At 70.4% G+C, this 20125-nt stretch carries 14 protein-coding genes, 2 tRNA genes and 1 pseudogene; 12 read left to right on the top strand and 5 right to left on the bottom strand.

All coding sequences use genetic code 11. The features are described from left to right. Nucleotides 1–152: 152 nt before the first annotated feature. The 3 genes and pseudogenes from ABZ562_RS21105 to ABZ562_RS21095 all read left to right on the top strand — a co-directional run bounded on the left by ABZ562_RS21105 (nt 153) and on the right by ABZ562_RS21095 (nt 4027). Nucleotides 153–1298: a PP2C family protein-serine/threonine phosphatase gene (locus ABZ562_RS21105; protein WP_361481703.1), complete on the top strand. Its 1146-nt coding sequence runs from the start codon at nt 153–155 to the stop codon at nt 1296–1298. 191 nt (nt 1299–1489) lie between these two features. Then, nucleotides 1490–2233, top strand: a complete 744-nt coding sequence (locus ABZ562_RS21100; protein ID WP_361481894.1) for an ABC transporter ATP-binding protein — start codon at nt 1490–1492, stop codon at nt 2231–2233. Continuing rightward, nucleotides 2230–4027, top strand: a pseudogene (locus ABZ562_RS21095) (FtsX-like permease family protein). Before ABZ562_RS21100 ends, ABZ562_RS21095 begins: the two are co-directional and overlap by 4 nt. Nucleotides 4028–4089: 62 nt before the next feature. Here ABZ562_RS21095 and ABZ562_RS21090 read toward each other — a convergent pair. Beyond that, the gene (locus ABZ562_RS21090; protein WP_361481700.1) at nt 4090–5271 is read right to left on the bottom strand and encodes an acyltransferase family protein; all 1182 of its coding nucleotides are present in this window, start codon (nt 5269–5271) and stop codon (nt 4090–4092) included. A 564-nt stretch (nt 5272–5835) separates the two neighbouring features. Between ABZ562_RS21090 and ABZ562_RS21085 the strand changes: the two genes are divergently transcribed. Then, on the top strand, nt 5836–6030 hold the full coding sequence (locus ABZ562_RS21085; RefSeq protein ID WP_055552862.1) for a hypothetical protein: 195 nt from the start codon (nt 5836–5838) through the stop codon (nt 6028–6030). 65 nt (nt 6031–6095) lie between these two features. Here ABZ562_RS21085 and ABZ562_RS21080 read toward each other — a convergent pair. After that, nucleotides 6096–6169: transfer RNA gene (locus ABZ562_RS21080), tRNA-Gly, on the bottom strand. 152 nt (nt 6170–6321) lie between these two features. Between ABZ562_RS21080 and ABZ562_RS21075 the strand changes: the two genes are divergently transcribed. From ABZ562_RS21075 to clpX, 5 genes are all read left to right on the top strand, one after another. Next, nucleotides 6322–6398, top strand: a tRNA-Pro gene (locus ABZ562_RS21075). Between the two features lie 155 nt (nt 6399–6553). Further along, nucleotides 6554–7996: a trigger factor gene (gene tig / locus ABZ562_RS21070; RefSeq protein WP_361481697.1), complete on the top strand. Its 1443-nt coding sequence runs from the start codon at nt 6554–6556 to the stop codon at nt 7994–7996. 337 nt (nt 7997–8333) lie between these two features. Next, complete coding sequence (locus ABZ562_RS21065) at nt 8334–8948, top strand: ATP-dependent Clp protease proteolytic subunit (RefSeq protein WP_361481694.1); 615 nt, start codon at nt 8334–8336, stop codon at nt 8946–8948. A 61-nt stretch (nt 8949–9009) separates the two neighbouring features. Further along, nucleotides 9010–9666 carry an ATP-dependent Clp protease proteolytic subunit gene (locus ABZ562_RS21060; protein WP_055553128.1) on the top strand — a complete coding sequence of 219 codons (657 nt, stop codon included), beginning with the start codon at nt 9010–9012 and terminating at the stop codon, nt 9664–9666. 183 nt (nt 9667–9849) lie between these two features. Continuing rightward, nucleotides 9850–11136: an ATP-dependent Clp protease ATP-binding subunit ClpX gene (gene clpX, locus ABZ562_RS21055; RefSeq protein WP_123104843.1), complete on the top strand. Its 1287-nt coding sequence runs from the start codon at nt 9850–9852 to the stop codon at nt 11134–11136. A 92-nt stretch (nt 11137–11228) separates the two neighbouring features. Here clpX and ABZ562_RS21050 read toward each other — a convergent pair whose 3' ends face one another. From ABZ562_RS21050 to ABZ562_RS21040, 3 genes are read right to left on the bottom strand one after another with little or no spacing between them, the layout of a single operon-like run. Next, on the bottom strand, nt 11229–12083 hold the full coding sequence (locus ABZ562_RS21050) for a hypothetical protein (protein ID WP_361481691.1): 855 nt from the start codon (nt 12081–12083) through the stop codon (nt 11229–11231). A 58-nt stretch (nt 12084–12141) separates the two neighbouring features. Then, nucleotides 12142–13146 (bottom strand): hypothetical protein, encoded by a 1005-nt coding sequence (locus ABZ562_RS21045; protein ID WP_361481688.1) that lies wholly within the window; start codon nt 13144–13146, stop codon nt 12142–12144. Between the two features lie 31 nt (nt 13147–13177). After that, on the bottom strand, nt 13178–14116 hold the full coding sequence (locus ABZ562_RS21040) for a hypothetical protein (protein ID WP_361481685.1): 939 nt from the start codon (nt 14114–14116) through the stop codon (nt 13178–13180). Between the two features lie 120 nt (nt 14117–14236). Here ABZ562_RS21040 and ABZ562_RS21035 point away from each other — a divergent pair, with 120 nt between their 5' ends. From ABZ562_RS21035 to ABZ562_RS21025, 3 genes are all read left to right on the top strand, one after another. Beyond that, a complete protein-coding gene (locus ABZ562_RS21035; RefSeq protein WP_361481682.1) occupies nt 14237–16870 on the top strand; it encodes a valine--tRNA ligase in 2634 nt (877 codons plus the stop codon). A gap of 191 nt (nt 16871–17061) precedes the next feature. Continuing rightward, the gene (locus ABZ562_RS21030) at nt 17062–18525 is read left to right on the top strand and encodes a penicillin-binding protein 2 (RefSeq protein WP_361481679.1); all 1464 of its coding nucleotides are present in this window, start codon (nt 17062–17064) and stop codon (nt 18523–18525) included. Between the two features lie 79 nt (nt 18526–18604). Further along, the gene (locus ABZ562_RS21025; protein WP_361481676.1) at nt 18605–20125 is read left to right on the top strand and encodes a folylpolyglutamate synthase/dihydrofolate synthase family protein; all 1521 of its coding nucleotides are present in this window, start codon (nt 18605–18607) and stop codon (nt 20123–20125) included.

Genomic DNA, 20125 nt, shown 5'->3' with positions numbered 1-20125 from the left:
GGCCGGGCCCGGCTCCGCGCTCATATCCCCATCCCCAGCAGCGGTTTCCCGTACACCCGAACGAATATCGCTTACGATTGCCCCCCTGGCTGGGTGGTTCAACGCGCCACGAATCGACGCGCGTCCGAACGGGTGGGTAGGGTCCCGATGCAATGACTGGCGGCGCGGACACTCCGATGGCCCGGATGCGCAAAGCTCTGCACCGGGTTCGCACAGGCGTGCGCAAAGCCGGAGTCGACTACTTCCGCGGCGAGGGCTCCGACCGGCTCGCCCTCACCCTGCTGCTCCTCGCCGTCCCCGCCATCGCCTGCGGCACCATCGCCACCCCCGACTGGTGCGCCCCCTCCGCCCTCGTCCTGCCGATCGTCGCGGGCGGACTGCTGCTGCGTCCCGCCAGCCTGCTCGCCCTGTACGCGGCCGCCGCCTCCGCCCTCATCGTGGAGTCCGCCGTCCTCGGCCCGTACACCGAGGAGGACACCTCCGCCCGGGTCACCCCCGGCACCATCCTCGTGGTCGCCGCCGTCGGCTTCTCCGGGCTGCTCATCGCCCAGTTCCGCAGCCGGGTCGGTGTGCCCTGGCGGCGCGGCGGCACCATGCTCTTCGACCTGCGCGAACGCATCCGCGTCCAGAGCAAGCTGCCCGCCCTGCCGCGCGGCTGGCACCGCGAGATGGCGCTGCGCCCGGCCGGCGGCCAGTCCTTCTCCGGCGACTTCGTGGTCGCCGCCCGCACCGGAAACGGCGGCCGCACCCTCGAAGTCGTCCTCACCGACGTCTCCGGCAAGGGCATGGACGCCGCCTCCCGCGCCCTCCTGCTCTCCGGCGCCTTCGGCGGCCTCCTCGGCTCGCTGCCGCCGCACGGCTTCCTCCCGGCCGCCAACGGCTATCTGCTGCGCCAGGACTGGGAAGAGGGCTTCGCGACCTCCGTCCACCTCGTACTCGACCTCGACAGCGGCGACTTCGAGCTCTTCTCCGCCGGACACCTGCCCGCGCTCCAGCTCAGCGCGGGCACCGGCAAATGGGAGGAGAAGTCCGCCGACGGCCCGCTGCTCGGCGTCTACGACGGCGCCCAGTTCGACCCCACCAAGGGCACCCTGCGCCCCGGGGACGTCCTGATGCTGTTCACCGACGGCCTCGTCGAGACCGCCGACCGCGACATCAGCGAGGGCATCGACCATCTGACCGGCGAGGCCGACCGCTACGTCGCGTCCGGCTTCCAGGGCGCGGCCTGGCACCTGATCGAGACGGTGGCCAAGGACGTCAACGACGACCGGGCGCTCCTGCTGATCTGCCGCCAGTAGGACCGTCGTACCGGGGGTTAACCCCCCGTGGACACGGCGGCGACCGCCATGGCTCCGGAACACCCCCGATCCCTACGTTCATAGGACCTCGTAGGACATCGGGCGAACTTCCGGAGAAGGGCCACCACCATGCGGCTGCGCAAGCGGCGTACGACAGCGGCGCCCCCGGCACCGCACGCCCCCCCCACGCCATCGAACTCCGGGGCGTCCAGCGCCGCTACGGCCGCGGCGGCAACGCCGTCCACGCGCTCCGCGGCATCGACCTCGCCCTCCCGCACGGCAGCTTCACCGCCGTCATGGGCCCCTCCGGCTCCGGCAAGTCGACGTTCCTGCAGTGCGCCGCCGGACTGGACCGGCCGACCGCCGGGTCCGTGACGCTCGGCGGCACCGAGATCACCGGGATGAGCGAGAACAAGCTCACCACGCTGCGCCGCAGCCGTCTCGGCTTCGTCTTCCAGGCGTTCAACCTGCTGCCCTCCCTCACCGTCGAGCAGAACGTGCTGCTCCCGATGCGGCTCGCCGGCGCCCGCCCCGACCGCCACCGGGCCCACGAGGTGCTGGCCCGGGTCGGGCTGCACGAGCACGCCCGGCGCCGCCCGGGACAGCTGTCCGGCGGCCAGCAGCAGCGCGTGGCCATCGCCCGCGCGCTCATCACCCGCCCCGACGTCGTCTTCGCCGACGAACCCACCGGCGCCCTGGACACCGTCACCGCCGCCGAGGTGCTCGGGCTGCTGCGGCACGCGGTGGACGCGCTCGGCGCGACCGTGGTGATGGTCACGCACGACCCGGTGGCCGCGAGCTACGCCGACCGGGTGCTCTTCCTCGCGGACGGAAGCGTGGCCGACCGGCTCACCCGCGCCCCGGCGCACGAGATCGCCGACCGGATGACCCGGCTCACCGCCCGCACCCCCGCCGGCCTCGCCGTCGTCCGGTGAGGGCGCTCACCAACGGCCTGGCCCGCGCCTCCGTCCGCTTCAAGCCCGCCGCCTTCGCGGGCACCTTCGTCGCCCTGATGATGACCGCGATGATCGTGTCCGCCTGCGGCATCCTGCTGGAGACCGGAGTACGCGCCTCCGTGCCGCCCGAGCGCTACGCGAGCACCCCGGTCGTCGTCGCCGCCGACCAGCGCGCGCACTACACCGTCGGCCACGGGGAGGACCGGGAGGACGAGTCCGCACCGGTCCCCGACCGGGCCCGCCTCGACGCCGCGCTCGTCACCACCGCCGCCCGCACCCCCGGGGCGGCGGCCGCCGCCCCCGACACGACCTTCCCGCTGCGCACGGGCGGCGGCTCCGAGGGCGCGCTGACCGGCCACGGCTGGGCCGCGGCCCCCTTCACGGGCGTGACGCTCACCACCGGCACACCGCCCCGCGCGGACCACACCGGGCCGGGCGCTCGGCGAGGCCGCCGTCGAGCGGCTGCGCCCCGGCGTGATCCCTACCCTGCTGGGCACGGCGGCCCTGGCCGGCGGCATCGTGCTCACCGAGGTCGCCGCGTCGGCCTCCGGCGAGGACGCGGCCAACACCGCGCTCGGGATCGTGATGCTCTTCATGCTGGCCGTGGCCCTGCTCGGCCCGCTGGTCGCCCGGCTGTGCGCCTGGCTGATCGGGCTGCCGCTGCGCGCGGGCGCGGCCCCGGCCGTCCTGGCGTCGGCCAACACCCTGGCCAACGCCCGGCGGCTGGCCTCGGCGATCACCCCGATCGTGCTGGCCATGGCGTTCTCCTCGACGCTCGTGTTCCTGCACACCAGCGAGGACCACGCGATGGCCGGCCAGCGGCGCGCCGGGATCGTCGCCGACCACGTCGTCTCCGCGCCCGGTGGCCTCCCGGCCGATACGGCCGGCCGCGCGGCCGGCGTACCGGGCGTCGCGGCGGCGGTGGGCGTGCTGCGCGCCGGGGTGCTCGTGCCGACGGGCTCCGCGCTGGAGGGCGCGACGGCCCAGGGCGTCTCCGGCACCGGCCGCGCGCTGGCGGCCGTACAGGACCTGGACGTCCGCACCGGCCGCCTGGCGGACCTGGGGCCGGGCCGGGTGGCGGTCGACGCGGGCCTCGCGCGGTCCGCGCACGTCCGCGTCGGTGACCGGCTCCGGCTCCGCCTCCCGGACGGCACCAGGGCCGCACCCGAGGTGGTCGCGACCTACGGCCGGGGCCTGGGCGTCGCCCGCCTCACCCTGCCGCGCGCGGCCCTCGCGGCCCATGTCACCTCGGCCTTCGACGGCGACGTGCTGGTACGGGACGCCACGGGCGCGGACCGTACGGCCGTCGCGGCGGCGCTCGGCAAGCGGCTCGGCGAGCGGGTCACCGGCCGGGACGGCTACGCGGCCGCCCAGGACCGGGACCGCGCGCTGAACGCCTGGTCCAACACCACCATGGCCGCGGTGCTCGGCGGCTTCGCCGCGGTCGCCGCCGCCAACACCCTGGTGATGACGGTCCTCGACCGCCGCCGGGAGCTGGGCACCCTGCGCCTGATCGGATCGACCCGGCGGCAGGTGCTGGGCATGGTGCGCTGGGAGGCGCTGCTGGTGGCCACGGCCGGTGTCGCGCTGGGCACGGCGATCGCCCTGGCCACGCTCGTGCCGATGGTGCGCGGGCTGACCGGCGGGAGCCCGTACGTCCCGCCGCTGACCTACGCCGGGTTCGCGGGCGCGGCCGTGGCGCTCGGCCTCGCGGCGACCCTGCTGCCCGCCCGGGCGGCACTGCGCCGGGAGGCGGCCGGGAGGAGCGGATGAGCGAAAAGGGGCCGGGGCCGGTGCGATACCGGTCCCGGCCCCTCGGGGCGTTCGGTGAGCCGTCAGGCGGCCGTACGGTGACGGGCCTGCTCGGCGGGGTCCTTGCGGAAGGCCCACGTCATCTTCGGCTCCATCGCGAAGCGGAAGACGCGCTGCACCGGCGGGGTGCACAGCGCGGTGACCACGCCGGCGGCGATGACGGTGACCGCGATCTCACCCAGCGGCTTGTGCACCCACTGGGGGTCGAACCAGCCCCAGAAGCGGGAGCCCTTGGCGAGGAAGCCGTGCAGCAGGTAGCCGTACAGCGTCCCGGCGCCCAGCACGGTGAACCACATGTGGCGCCGCGGCACCCAGGCGAAGAAGCAGGCGGTGAGGACCATCGAGCAGCCGAACATGGCCAGGGTCATCACGGGGCCGGTCCACGCCGGGGCGTGGAGCTCCTGGACGCTGTCGCGGTGGTAGAACCAGGCCGAGTTCATCCGGGGCGCCGCCCAGTAGGCGAACAGCAGCGCGCCGGCGAAGATCGGCACGGACGCGATCCGCATCTTGCGGCCCCGCATCAGCTGGAAGTGCTCGGGCTTCATGCACAGGCCGATGACGAAGAACGGCAGGAACTGCAGGACCCGCTGGAGGTCGAGGTCGTCGCCGATGTCGGGCGAGACGGACGCCAGGGTGGCGATCGCCAGCGAGAGCGGGACCGGCCAGCGCACCAGCTTCCAGATGGGCGTCGTGAGCCGCCACACGAACAGCGCGACCAGGAACCAGGTCAGGTACCAGGGGTCGAGCAGGCTGATCGGGTGGCCCGGGTCGTCGTCGGCCCACTTCTTGAACAGGCTGTACGCGACCTCGAACAGCACGTACGGCACCGCGACGCCGGTGATGAGCCGCCGGAGCCGGTCGGGCCGCATGTCGAAGCTGCGGGAGAAGAAGCCGGAGATCACGATGAAGGCCGGCATGTGGAAGGTGTACACGGTCATGTACAGGGCTTCCGCGGTGCGGCTGGAGTCGGTGAGCGGCTCCCACGAGTGGGCCATCGCGACCAGCACGATCGCGAGGTACTTCGCGTTGTCGAAGAACGCGTCCCGCTGCTTCGGCTTCTGCCCGGCAGGGGCACTGGCGGCGGGCGGAGTCGCCTGACGCCCCGCTTCTTCGCGCTGCGGTGTGGGGGGTGCCCCGGCCTCGGCCTCCCGGGCCGGGGGGAGCGGGGACCGCTGGGAACCGTGCGGGCGCAGGGAGTTGGTCACAGGCCCTCCCACCAGGAGCTGGGGGAGAGCACCCGGGACCGCACTGCGCGTGGGGGAGAGATGGCAGCGTGGAACATCTGAGGCACGATAGCGCCGAAACCTCTATTGCGTAAAACCTCGTCCAGGTCTTCCCCGGTAATACAGTTCACACTCCGGCCGATAGCCGACCGTTATCAAGTCGACATAGCGATCCGGTTGTTCGATATGAGGAACCGGGCCGCCCGTTCTGTCGGGTTTCATCCCCCTTAAATGGTGCATATGCCCCTCAGGTGGCTCCGGCGGAATGTCTGATTCATGGAAATCGGAATTCCCTTCCGGGTTATGTGATCAGGCCGCAAATTGATCCACGGAAATTGTGGGGAGCGTCACCCGTAACCGCCCGTGTAAAGGATTTCTGACGGGGTACCAACGGGGTGGGTGTGGTGTGTGCCGACGCAGGTGATCACCTCACCCTGCTGCTGTGGAGCCGTAGTTGATGGCACGATGGTTGCAGCGGGGGTGTGCGAGGTCGCGTGCTTCCGGGGCCGGGTGAAGACATGAGCGACCGAGGAAGCGTGATCAGCTGTGGTCATTTCCCTGTCATTGGTGGTGCTGGTAGGGATCATCCTCGTACTGATGATCCGCGCCGGGAAGACGAAGCCGGGGCCGGCGCTGGTCGCCGCCCTCTTCGGCTTTCTCCTGGCCTCCTCCGACCTGGCGCCGAACATCCAGGACTTCCTCGACTCGGTCGCCAGTTCCATCAGCGACATCAACCTCTGAGTCGCGTCCGGGAAACGCCGACGGCCCGGCTCCGGGGGATCCCCGGGGCCGGGCCGTCGTGCGTATGGAGCGGGCGACGGGAATCGAACCCGCGTAGCCAGTTTGGAAGACTGGGGCTCTACCATTGAGCTACGCCCGCACGCGCCGCGCGTCGCCCAGGTGTGATCACCTGTGACCGCGGCACGGAAAGCATCGTAGCGGGTCCGGGCCCTGTCCCGCACACCCTTGCCCCGCGGCGGAATAACGGGCAGCCGGGGCGTCCGCGGCCATGTACCCTACGTGTCGCACCGACGGGGTGTGGCGCAGCTTGGTAGCGCGTCCGCTTTGGGAGCGGAAGGTCGTCGGTTCGAATCCGGCCACCCCGACCATCCACAGCCGTCAAGATCGCGTTGTGGGCCGCGTCATGCTTGCGGTTACTATGCAAGCTGCGCGTCTGTGTCTTTTCTCTACCGGGCGCGATCCGCTGCGAAGCATCAGTGCGAGGCAGCAGAACACCACACGTCAGCCCCAAGGAGACCGAACCGTGAAGAGCGCCGTGGAGAACCTGAACCCGACCCGGGTTCGGCTCACTGTCGAGGTGCCCTTCGAGGAGCTCAAGCCCAGCCTCGACGCGGCGTACAAGAAGATCAACCAGCAGGTCACGGTGCCGGGCTTCCGCAAGGGCAAGATCCCGGCCCGCATCATCGACCAGCGATTCGGCCGCGGCGCGGTGCTGGAGGAGGCCGTCAACGACGCCCTCCCGAAGTTCTACACCGACGCGGTCAACGAGGGTGAGCTGAACCCGCTCGGGCAGCCCGAGGTCGACATCACCGAGCTCAAGGACAACGAGCTGCTGGCGTTCACCGCCGAGGTGGACATCCGCCCGTCGATCGAGATCCCGGACTACTCCGGCATCGAGGTCACCGTCGACTCGGTCGAGGTCTCGGACGAGGACATCGACAAGTCGGTCGAGCAGCTGCGCGACCGCTTCGCCACCACCAGCCCCGTCGAGCGCGCCGCCGGTGAGGGCGACATCGTCGTGATCGACCTGGAGGCCAAGGTCGACGGCGAGGTGCTGGAGGACGGTGTCGCCGAGGGCGTCACCTACACCATCGGCTCCGGTGAGCTGCTCGACGGCATCGACGAGGCCGTGACCGGCCTGGAGGCCGGTGGCACCGCCACCTTCACCTCCGAGCTGAAGGGCGGCTCCGCGCAGGGCAAGGAGGCCGAGGTCTCCGTCAAGGTGAACGAGGTCAAGGCCCGGGAGCTGCCCGAGCTGGACGACGACTTCGCCCAGCTGGCCAGCGAGTTCGACACCCTCGAGGAGCTGCGCGCGGACAGCCGCAAGCGCCTTGAGCAGTCGAAGAAGTACGACCAGGCCACCCAGGCCCAGGAGAAGGTGCTCGACGCCCTCCTGGAGCTGGTCGAGGTGCCGATCCCCGAGAAGCTGCTCGAGGACGAGATCCAGACCCGGAAGCACAACCTGGAGCACCACCAGCTCGGCCAGATGGGTCTGAACCTGGAGTCCTACCTGGAGATCCAGGGCAAGACCGCCGAGGAGTTCGACGCCGAGCTCAAGGAGCAGGCGGAGAAGGGCATCCGGACCCAGTTCGTCCTCGACGAGCTGGTCAACAAGGAGAAGCTGTCCGTCGGCCAGGAGGAGCTCACCGAGCACCTGATGCGCCGTGCGCAGTCCTCCGGCATGAGCCCGGATCAGTTCGCCCAGCAGGTCGTCGAGGGCGGCCAGGTGCCGATGCTCGTCGGTGAGGTCGCCCGTGGCAAGGCGCTCGCCGTCGTGGTCGAGGCCGCCAAGGTCGTGGACGACAAGGGCGAGACCGTCGACCTCGACGACGAGGACGAGACCGCCGAGACGGTCGAGGCCGGTGCCGAGGGCGCCGAGGCGGGCGACGAGACCGCCGAGGTCACCGAGGCCGCCGCCGAGGCCGCTCCGGAGCAGGAGAAGGCGCAGGACAAGGCCGAGGGCTGATCCTGGCCGCTCCGCAGCCCGTACGAACGGGCCCGAACGTCTGCGCGCGTCCGGGCCCGTTCGTGTTCCGCGAACCGTTCCGTGAATCCTTTCCGTGGACCCTTCCGTGAAGGCGTTGTACGAACGCGTCGCACGAAGGCCGCGGGGGCGGCGGAACCTGCGCTCAGAGCGAACAGTTCCTGATGCGGGATGGCGCCCGCCGACCAGCGCGTTAGGGTCCGTAGATACGAGGGCAGGGAGTCTCGCAGGCCCGCCGGATCGCACCGGCCGGCCCGTCCCGAGCCCAGAAGAAGACGCTGAGACGGCCAGTCGCCGTCAGAGACGAGCAGGTGGATACGTGACGAATACGATGCCTTCCGCCGCCGGCGAGCCGACCGGCGGTGGCCTCGGCGACCAGGTCTACAACCGGCTGCTCGGTGAGCGGATCATCTTCCTCGGCCAGCCGGTCGACGACGAAATCGCCAACAAGATCACCGCGCAGCTGCTCCTGCTCGCCGCGGACCCGGACAAGGACATCAACCTCTACATCAACTCTCCGGGCGGCTCGATCTCGGCGGGCATGGCGATCTACGACACCATGCAGTTCATTCCGAACGACGTCGTCACCATCGCCATGGGCCTCGCCGCCTCGATGGGACAGTTCCTGCTGAGCGCGGGCACCCCCGGCAAGCGGTTCGCGCTGCCGAACGCCGAGATCCTGATCCACCAGCCGTCCGCGGGCCTCGCCGGTTCCGCCTCGGACATCAAGATCCACGCCGAGCGGCTGCTGCACACCAAGAAGCGGATGGCCGAGCTGACCGCGTTCCACACCGGTCAGACCGTCGAGCAGATCACCCGCGACTCCGACCGCGACCGCTGGTTCTCCGCCCAGGAGGCCAAGGAGTACGGCCTGGTCGACGACGTCATGGCCTCGGCCTCGGGCGTTCCGGGCGGGGGCGGCACCGGGGCCTGAGCCCCGCCGTCCCGTAGCCGACCTCCAGCCCTTTGATCGCCACAGGATGGTGAACACCCAGATGAACAACTTTCCCGGCAGCGGCCTCTACGACGGCCCGATGGCCGAATCGCGCTATGTCGTTCCGCGCTTCGTCGAGCGCACCTCCCAGGGTGTCCGGGAGTACGACCCGTACGCGAAGCTCTTCGAGGAGCGCGTGATCTTCCTGGGCGTCCAGATCGACGACGCCTCGGCCAACGACGTCATGGCGCAGCTGCTGTGCCTGGAGTCGATGGACCCGGACCGCGACATCTCGGTCTACATCAACTCGCCCGGCGGCTCGTTCACCGCGCTGACCGCCATTTACGACACGATGCAGTTCGTCAAGCCCGACATCCAGACGGTGTGCATGGGCCAGGCGGCGTCCGCCGCGGCCGTGCTGCTCGCCGCCGGTACCCCCGGCAAGCGGATGGCGCTCCCCAACGCCCGTATCCTGATCCACCAGCCGTACAGTGAGACGGGCCGGGGTCAGGTCTCCGACCTGGAGATCGCGGCCAACGAGATCCTGCGGATGCGCTCGCAGCTGGAGGAGATGCTGGCCAAGCACTCCACCACGCCGATCGAGAAGATCCGCGACGACATCGAGCGGGACAAGATCCTGACCGCCGAGGAGTCGCTGGCGTACGGTCTGGTCGACCAGATCGTCTCGACCCGTAAGACCTCGGTCGGCCTGGGCTGAAGCCCGGGCGGCCCGGCGCCCCTTGGACCAGTTCGGTCCAAGGGGGGCCCGAACCGGGGGCCCGGCAAGGTACCGTCATAGAGGGCTGGGGGCCGGCCCCCGGAAACATCAAGCGGAAAGCTCGCAGCGCAAGCACCCGGTTCCGCGGAGCAAAGCGGATCCAAGGCGAAGGGGAAGCACCTCGTGGCACGCATCGGTGACGGCGGCGACCTGCTCAAGTGCTCGTTCTGCGGAAAGAGCCAGAAGCAGGTGAAGAAGCTCATCGCGGGCCCTGGTGTGTACATCTGCGATGAGTGCATCGATCTCTGCAACGAGATCATCGAGGAAGAGCTGGCCGAGACTTCCGAGGTGCGCTGGGAGGAACTCCCCAAGCCGCGGGAGATCTACGAGTTCCTCGAGGGCTATGTGGTCGGCCAGGAGGCCGCCAAGAAGGCCCTGTCCGTCGCGGTCTACAACCACTACAAGCGGGTCCAGGCCGGAGAGAACGGCAGCCACAGCAAGGACGACGGCATCGAGTTGGCGAAGTCCAACATCCTGCTGCTCGGCCCGACCGGCTCCGGGAAGACCCTGCTCGCGCAGACCCTCGCCCGGATGCTCAACGTTCCCTTCGCCATCGCCGACGCCACCGCGCTCACCGAGGCGGGCTACGTCGGCGAGGACGTGGAGAACATCCTCCTCAAGCTGATCCAGGCCGCCGACTACGACGTCAAGAAGGCCGAGACGGGCATCATCTACATCGATGAGATCGACAAGGTGGCCCGCAAGAGCGAGAACCCCTCGATCACCCGCGACGTCTCCGGCGAGGGCGTGCAGCAGGCGCTGCTGAAGATCCTCGAGGGCACCACGGCCTCCGTTCCGCCGCAGGGCGGCCGGAAACACCCGCACCAGGAATTCATCCAGATCGACACGACGAATGTGCTGTTCATCGTGGGCGGTGCCTTCGCCGGTCTGGAGAAGATCATCGAGTCGCGGGCCGGTGCCAAGGGCATCGGCTTCGGCGCCACGATCCGCTCCAAGCGCGAGATCGAGGCCAGCGACCAGTTCCAGGAGGTCATGCCGGAGGACCTGGTGAAGTTCGGGATGATCCCGGAGTTCATCGGCCGGCTCCCCGTCATCACCTCCGTCCACAACCTCGACCGCGAGGCGCTGCTGCAGATCCTGGTCGAGCCGCGGAACGCGCTGGTGAAGCAGTACCAGCGGCTGTTCGAACTCGACGGCGTGGAGCTCGACTTCGACCGCCCCGCCCTGGAGGCCATCGCCGACCAGGCGATCCTGCGCGGCACCGGCGCGCGCGGCCTGCGCGCCATCATCGAAGAGGTCCTGATGTCGGCGATGTACGAGGTGCCGTCCCGCAAGGACGTGGCCCGCGTCGTCATCACCGAGGACGTCGTCCACTCGAACGTCAACCCGACGCTGGTGCCCCGCTCGCGCGGCACCGAGCCGGGTGAACGGCACGAGAAGAGCGCGTGAGCGCCGCGTAGAGCGCACGCGAAGAGGGCCCCGGTCTCCCGGGGCCCTCTTCGTGTCACAGGCCGCCGTAGGGCCTCCTGTGGGCGGGCGGGCTAGGCGGGCTCGCGGGTGTCCTCGTAGATGCCCGCGGTCACCTTCGCGAAGGCTTCCAGGTCGACGTCGGACGCGGTGGTGTTCTCCGCGTTGACGTCCAGCACCATCGCCGCGTCCGTCTCCTCCGCCCACGCGCACGCCGGGGCGTAGATCCGGTCGTACATCTTCACGACTTCGCAGTCGATGGCGGGCCCTTCCGCGCCGTCCGGCCGGAACGTCTTGCGCTTCTGCTCGACGGACGGAGTGCCCTCGCCGTCCTCGAAGCCCTTGAACATCCCGTCCTGGACCCGGTCGGGGTCGTTGATCTCCCCGTACATGCCGGAGAACGCGAGCCCCGAGTTCTCGTCGTCGGCGCGCTGGTACTGCCCGAGGACGGAGGTCGCGCCCTTGGGCATGCTGTCCTGCACGCTGGTGCCCTCGTCCTTCAGCTCGTCGGTGCCCTTGGACAGCGTGTACGTGCCGTCGTCGAGCGTCTTGGGGGTCACGAGCCGCATCGGCGCGGGGCCGCCGTCGCCGCCGGAGAGCACCACGGCGCCGGTGACGATCGCCCCCACCACCACGAGCCCCGCCGCCGACATCGCGATGATCTTGGTGCGATTGCGGCCCGGCGGGGGCCCGGGCGGCGCCGGGTAGCCCGGCTGCCCGGCCTGGCCATAGGGACCCGGCGCTTGCGGATAGCCGTACCCCGGCTGGGGTGGCTGCGGATAGCCGTAACCCGGGTTCTGCGCGTACGGGTTGGGCACCGCGGACGGCTGCTGCCCCCCGCCGTACGGATTGGGCTGGGCGCCCCCGTACGGGCCGGGCCCGCCGCCGCCGTAGGGACCGGGCGGCGGCGGTGGCTGGTTGTGGCTCATGGGCGTGGGGGTATCCCTCCGGACGGTGGACGGCGTGTGGACCGGCGCTGCGGAACCGCTACTTGGGGATCTCGACGCGCGCGTCCTTGCGGACCTTCGCGGTGATCTCCGCGGCCTGGTCGATCGACGTGCTCTTGCCGGAGAGCGCGGCCGCGGTGTCGGAGACGACCACATAGGCGATCGTGCTGTGGTCGCCCCACATGCAGATCGGGATGGTGAACCCCTTGGTGGGCAGGCCGCTGGAGCCGGAGTCCCCGCTCGGGGTGAACTTGGCGTTCTGGCACTTCATCACGGCGTTGTCGAGCCCGCTGGGCGACACCTTCTCCGGGCTGCCCACCAGTTCGGCCTTCATGCTGCCGGCCGACTTGTCCTTCTCGGACTCCTCCGCGATCTTCGAGAAGGCACCGTCCACGACCGCCTCGGGGTCCTTCACCTCACCCCAGACGCCGTTGAGCTGCAGCTGCTTCGAGGTCATGCCCTCGCCGGACTTGTAGTCCGCGCCCTCGGTCTTCGGGTTGCTGACGCCGAACTTCTCGAAGTCGTCCTCGTCCGACGAGGTGATCCCGCCGCCGCTGGAGGAGTCGTCCTTGGTGTACTCACCGGCCACGGTCTGCGGGGTGGTGAGCTTGTAGCGCTTGCCGTCGTCGGCGACCGTGCCGCCGCCGTCCCCGCCGCTGAACACCACGATGCCGCCGACCACCGCGGCCACCACGACCACCGCGCCGATGGCTATCGCCAGGCCCTTCTTCTTGCCGCCACCCTGGCCCGGGCCCGGCTGGTACGGCCCCGGCATGCCCGGCTGGCCGTACGGCTGCTGACCGTAGGGCTGCTGGCCATACGGCTGCTGGCCGTACGGCTGCTGCGGCTGGCCGTACGGGTTCGGGGGCTGACCGGGGGCTTGCGGGTGGCCGTAGCCGGACTGCGGGGGCTGTCCGTACGGACCGGGCTGCTGCGGCGGCTGCTGCGGGTAGCCGTAGCCGGGCTGGCCGGCGGCGCCGCCTTGTCCGTACGGACCCGGCTGCTGGGGCTGCTGGCCGTAGGGGCCCGGCTGGTTGTGACTCATGTTCTTCCCTCGTTAGGTTGTGCTGTTGGAGCTAGTTGTCGATCTCGACGCGTGCGTCCTCACGCACCTTGGCGGTCAGCCCCGCGGCGTCCTCCAGCGACATGCTGCCGCCGAGAACGGCCCCCGCCGGGTCCGCCATCACCGCGACGCCCAGGGTGCTCTTGTCGCCCCAGACGCACGCGGGCGCCTCCATGGATCCCTGATCCGACGTGAACTTCAGGGACTGGCACTTCATCACGTCCCCGTCGAAGCCGTCCGGCGAGAACTCCTGGGGAGTGCCCTTCGCTTGCGCGGTCCCGTTGTCCCGCAGCGCCTTGACGATGACCGCCAGGGCGAGGTCCGCGCCCCGCTTCGGGTCGGTCACCTCGCCCCAGACGCCGGTGAACTTCAGCATCTTCTTGCCGTCGGTCTGGTAGTCGGCCGCCACCAGGTGCGGATCCTTGACCACCGGGACCTGCTGGAGGTCCTTCTTGCCCGCCGCCGACAGATCGCCGTCGTCCGTGCCGCTGCCCTGGCGCTGGTACTCCTCCGCGACCGTCTTCGGGGTCGTGAGCTTGTACGGACCGCTGTCACCGCCGAACAGCAGGAACCCGCCCGCCGTCAGCGCTCCCACGACCACCAGCGCACCCACCGCCAGGCCGACGGTCCGGCCCTTGCGGCGGCCACCGGGCGCGGCGGGCGGCGCGGGCGGACCGCCGTAGAAGCCCTGACCCGGCTGACCCGGCTGCCCGGGCTGACCCGGCCGCGGGGCCTGCCGGCCGTAGGGGTTCGCCGGGGCGCCGTACGGGCCGCCGCCGCTGTACGGAGGGGGCGCCGCGTAACCCCCGGGCTGCCCGGGCTGGGCCGGCTGCGGATGGCCGTAGCCGGTGGGCTGGGCATACGGATTCGGCACAGGTGGCTGGCCGGCGCCGTGAGGACCCGGCTGCGCCCCGTAGGGACCGGGCTGCGGCGGCGGGCTCTGATAGCTCATCGTGCCTCTCCTAGAAGCGCATGACAGGTCCCGAACATCCTTCCCGACGCGTCCCGGCGGCGTTGCGGCGGGGCCGCAACGGGTTCGTAACGGAGTCCGGCGGCCCTTTAGACTGCGGGGGTGACCGAGAACTCTCAGCAGCGCCCCGACAGCGGGCCGAACAGCCACCCTGAACTGCCGACCCAGTACGCGCCGGCCGATGTAGAGGGGCAGCTGTACGAGCGCTGGGTAGAGCGCGGTTACTTCGAGGCGGACGCCAAGAGCGGCAAGGAGCCGTACACGATCGTCATTCCGCCGCCCAACGTGACCGGATCGCTCCACCTGGGCCACGCCTTCGAGCACACGATCATCGACGCGCTCACCCGCCGCAAGCGGATGCAGGGCTACGAGACGCTGTGGCAGCCGGGCATGGACCACGCCGGTATCGCCACCCAGAACGTGGTCGAGCGCGAGCTGGCCAAGGAGGGCGTCTCCCGGCACGACCTGGGCCGTGAGGCGTTCATCGAGCGCGTGTGGCAGTGGAAGAACGAGTCCGGCGGGCAGATTTCCGGCCAGATGCGGCGGCTGGGCGACGGCGTCGCGTGGAACCGCGAGCGGTTCACCATGGACGAGGGGCTGTCCAAGTCCGTCCAGACCATCTTCAAGAAGCTCTACGACGATGAGCTGATCTACCGCGCCGAGCGCATCATCAACTGGTGCCCCCGCTGCCTCACCGCCATCTCCGACATCGAGGTGGAGTACCAGGACGACGACGGCGAACTGGTGTCGATCCGGTACGGCGAGGGCGATTCCTCGATCGTCGTCGCCACGACCCGCGCCGAGACGATGCTGGGCGACACCGCGGTCGCCGTCCACCCCGACGACGACCGCTACCGGCACATGGTCGGCACCGAGATCGAGCTGCCGCTCACCGGCCGCCGCATCCCGGTCGTCGCCGACGCCCACGTCGACCCGGAGTTCGGCACCGGCGCGGTCAAGGTCACCCCGGCCCACGACCCGAACGACTTCGAGATCGGCCAGCGCCACGGTCTGCCGAACCTCAGCGTCATGGACGAGCACGCGGTGATCACCGCGCACGGCCCCTTCCAGGGCCTGGACCGGCTGGAGGCCCGCAGCGCCATCGTCGGCGCGCTGCGCGCCGAGGGCCGGATCGTGGCGGAGAAGCGCCCGTACACCCACTCCGTGGGCCACTGCTCGCGCTGCAAGACCACGATCGAGCCGCGGCTGTCCATGCAGTGGTGGGTCAAGGTCGGCCCGCTGGCCAAGGAGGCGGGCGACGCCGTCCGCGACGGCCGGGTCAGCATCCACCCGGAGGACATGTCGAAGCGCTACTTCGACTGGGTCGACAACCTGCACGACTGGTGCATCTCGCGCCAGCTGTGGTGGGGCCACCGGATCCCGGTCTGGTACGGGCCGCAGGGCGAGGTCGTCTGCGTCGGACCGGATCAGGAGCCGCCGAGCGGCGAGGGGTGGCACCAGGACAGTGACGTCCTGGACACCTGGTTCTCCTCCGGCCTGTGGCCGTTCTCCACGCTCGGCTGGCCCGAGCGGACCGACAGCCTGGCGAAGTTCTATCCGAACTCGGTGCTGGTCACCGGCTACGACATCCTCTTCTTCTGGGTCGCCCGGATGATGATGTTCGGCTTGTACGCGATGGACGGCACCCCGCCGTTCCGCACCATCGCCCTGCACGGGATGGTCCGCGACCAGTTCGGCAAGAAGATGTCCAAGTCCTTCGGGAACGCGGTCAATCCGCTGGACTGGATGGACACCTACGGCTCCGACGCCGTCCGCTTCACCCTCGCCCGCGGCGCCAACCCCGGGGTGGACGTGCCGATCGGCGAGGACTGGGTCCAGGCGTCCCGTAACTTCGCCAACAAGATCTGGAACGCGACCCGCTTCGCGCTGATGAACGGCGCGACGGTCGAGGGCGAACTGCCCGCCCCCGAGCGGCTGTCGGCCACCGACCGCTGGATCCTGTCCCGGCTGAACGAGGTCGTCGCGGACGTCGACGCGTTCTACGACGACTACCAGTTCGCGAAGCTCTCGGACACGCTCTTCCACTTCGCGTGGGACGAGGTCTTCGACTGGTACGTCGAGCTGTCCAAGACCACCTTCCAGAAGGGCGGCCCGGAGGCCGACGCCTCGCGGCGCGTCCTCGGGGAGGTCCTCGACGTCACGCTGCGGCTGCTGCACCCGGTGGTCCCGTTCGTCACCGAGAAGCTGTGGACCGCGCTCACCGGCCAGGAGTCGGTCGTCATCGCCGACTGGCCGACCGACAGCGGCTTCCGTGACGAGGCCGCCGAGCGGGAGATCGAGAACCTGCAGCAGGTGGTCACCGAGGTCCGCCGGTTCCGCGCCGACCAGGGTCTCCAGCCCGGCCAGAAGGTCCCGGCCCGGCTCGAGCTGTCCGGCACCTCGCTCGCCGCGCACGAGGACGCGATGCGCTCCCTGCTGCGCCTCCAGCCGGCCGGGGAGGGCTTCACCGCCACCGCCTCGCTGCCGGTGGCGGGCGCGACGGTGGCGCTGGACCTGTCCGGCGCGATCGACGTCGAGGCCGAGCGCAAGCGGCTGGCCAAGGACCTCGCCGCGGCCGAGAAGGACAAGGCACAGACCACGGCCAAGCTGTCCAACGAAGGGTTCCTGGCCAAGGCCCCCGACCACGTGGTGGAGAAGATCCGCGCCCGGCAGGCGACCGCCGAAGCCGACATCGCCCGGATCACCGCGCAGTTGGCGTCCCTGCCCCAGGGCTGACCCCGGCCCGTACCGAGCGCCCCCGCCCCTTCCGGCGGGGGCGCTCCGTGCTTCCCTCCGCCCGCCCCAGGGCCGGTGTGCGATGTCCCACAGTGACCGCCGGGGAAGCCGATCCGTACGGTGAGCCGGGAACCCATGACTGCCTTCCGGGAGTTATCCACCAGTACGTCCCGGAAGGAGCCCTCCCTCCCATGAACAAACCGCTGCGGCGCGCCTCCGTCTTCTCCCTGCTGCTCGTGCTGGTCCTGCTCGCCTGGGTCACCTATGTCCAGGTGGCGGAGGGGGCGAGCTACCGGGACAACTCCCACAACGAACGCAACACCATCAGCCAGTACGCCAACCCGCTGGGCAACATCATGGCGGGGGGCAAGCCCATCACCGGCTCGGCCGCCACCACCGGCGATCTGAAGTACAAGCGGACGTACCCCGACGGGAAGCTCTACGCCCCGGTCACCGGCTATTCCTCGCAGTCGTACGGCAGCAACCAGCTGGAGGCCCTGAACCAGTCCGTGCTCGACGGCTCCGACAGCCGGCTGAAGAACCCCATGGAGGCGCTGACCCGGGAGCCGTCCAAGCCGGGCGACGTGCTGACGACGATCGACCCGGCCGTGCAGAAGGCCGCCTTCGAGGGACTGGGGAACAAGACCGGCGCGGCCGTGGCGCTCGACCCGAAGACCGGCAAGGTGCTCGCCCTGGCCAGCACGCCCTCGTACGACCCGAGCACCTTCGCCGGGTCCGGTACCTCCGACCAGAAGGCGTGGCTGAAGCTGACGAAGGACAAGGACCAGCCGATGCTGAACCGGGCGCTGCGCCAGACGTATCCGCCGGGGTCGGCGTTCAAGCTGGTGGTCGCCGCGGCGGCCCTGGAGGGCGGGCTGTACTCGTCGGTGGACGAGCCGACCAAGAGCCCGGACCCGTACCGGCTGCCCGGCACGGTCACCGACATGAAGAACGAGAACGCGTCGGCGCCCTGTGAGAACGCGACGATCCGCACGGCCCTGCAGTACTCGTGCAACACGGTCTTCGCGAAGCTGGCCGTGGACCTGGGCCAGTCCAAGCTGCACGCCGAGGCGAAGAAACTGGGCTTCGACGACTCCAAGCTGGACATCCCGGTGCGGGCCGCCAAGAGCGTGTACCCGAGCGGGATGGACGACGCGCAGACGGCGCTGACCGGCATGGGCCAGTTCGACGTGACCGCGACCCCGCTCCAGATGGCGATGGTCTCCTCGGCGATCGCGAACGACGGCAAGCTGATGAAGCCCTACGAGGTGGACCGCACGACGGACGGCAGCGCGACCACCCTGGACCGCACCGAGCCGGAGACCTACAGCCAGGCGATGTCGGAGTCCACGGCGAAGGAGCTGCGGTCGGCGATGCGGACCGTCGTGCAGAAGGGCACCGGCACCAACGCGAAGATCCCCGGGGTCGAGGTCGGCGGCAAGACCGGCACCGCGCAGCACGGCGAGGACAACAGCGGTAATCCGTTCGCGTGGTTCGTGAGTTACGCGGATGACGGCAGCGGCCACAAGGTCGCGGTCGCGGTGGTGGTCGAGGACAGCGACGCGCCCCGCGCGGACATCTCCGGCGGCGGTCTGGCCGGGCCGATCGCCAAGTCGATGATGTCCGCGGCCCTGAAGGGCGGCGCGGCGTCCTGAGGGGCCGTTCCGGGGCCCGCTCCCGGGACGGCATGGGCGCTTCCGGGGCCTGTCGGGGGTCACTCGTAGACTGGTCCGTGTGAGCGAGCGCCCCCAGAACCAACCGGACGAACAGAACGAGCCGGATGAATTCGACGACATCGTCGGAGCCGAGACCGACCGCGACCCCGATCTGGCGGTGATCGAGGCGGGCAGCCGGACGCTGCGCGCGCAGTCGGGCCCGCCGCAGGGCGACGGCATTCCGGCTCGTCCCTCCGACCCCGAGGTGGACCGCGCGCTGCGCGAGGTGGAGGCGGAGCTGGCCACGCGGTGGGAGGAGACCAAGCTCGACCCCTCGCTGGTGCGCATGGAGGCGCTGCTGGACATCCTCGGCTCGCCCCACCGCGCCTACCCCTCGATCCACATCACCGGGACGAACGGCAAGACCAGCACCGCCCGCATGGTCGAAGCGCTGCTGGGCTCCTTCGAGCTGCGCACCGGCCGCTACACGAGCCCGCACGTGCAGTCCGTCACCGAGCGGATCAGCCTGGACGGGGCGCCGATCTCCGCCGAGCGTTTCATCGAGACGTACCAGGACATCGCGCCGTACATCGAGATGGTCGACGACCGGCAGCAGTACCGGCTGTCGTTCTTCGAGGTGCTCACCGGCATGGCCTACGCGGCCTTCGCGGACGCCCCGGTGGACATCGCCGTCGTCGAGGTCGGCATGGGCGGCTCCTGGGACGCCACCAATGTGATCGACTCGGACGTCGCAGTGATCATGCCGATCTCGCTGGACCACACCGACCGGCTCGGCGGCACGACGGAGGAGATCGCGGCCGAGAAGTCCGGGATCGTCAAGCAGGACGCCACGGTGGTGCTCGCGCAGCAGCCCGTGGAGGCCGCGTCCGTGGTGCTCAAGCGCGCCGTCGAGGTGGACGCCACGGTGGCCCGCGAGGGCATGGAGTTCGGGGTGGTCTCCCGCGAGGTGGCGGTCGGCGGCCAGCTGGTGACGCTGCGCGGCCTCGGCGGTGAGTACCCCGAGATCTTCCTCCCGCTGCACGGCGCCCACCAGGCGCACAACGCGGCGGTGGCGCTGGCCGCCGTCGAGGCGTTCTTCGGCGTCGGCTCCCAGCACGCCCGGCCGCTGGACCTGGACACCATCCGCTCCGCCTTCGCCTCCGTCAGCTCCCCGGGCCGGATGGAGGTGGTGCGCCGCAGCCCGACCGTGGTGCTGGATGCCGCGCACAACCCCGGGGGCGCCCGGGCGGCGGCCGAGGCGGTCACCGAGGCGTTCGACTTCAGCCGCCTCATCGGTGTGGTCGGGGCCAGTGACGGCAAGGACGTTCGGGGGCTATTGGAAGCCTTTGAGCCGATTTTCGCCGAAATCGTGGTGACCCGTAATTCCAGCCATCGCGCGATGGACGCGGATGAGCTGGCCGGGCTCGCCGTCGAGGTGTTCGGCTCCGACCGCGTGCAGGTCGAGCCCCGGCTGGACGACGCCCTGGAGGCCGCGATCACCCTCGCGGAGGAGGAGGGCGAATACGCTGGTGCGGGGGTGCTGGTCACCGGGTCGGTCATCACGGTCGGCGAGGCCCGGCTGCTTCTGGGAAAGGGCTGA

Origin of the sequence: Streptomyces sp. NPDC019937, from assembly GCF_040631655.1 — a bacterium.
Classification (GTDB): Bacteria; Actinomycetota; Actinomycetes; order Streptomycetales; family Streptomycetaceae; genus Streptomyces.
The sequence above is the reverse complement of the archived record's forward strand: the minus strand, read 5'-3'. Positions and strand labels throughout refer to the sequence as shown.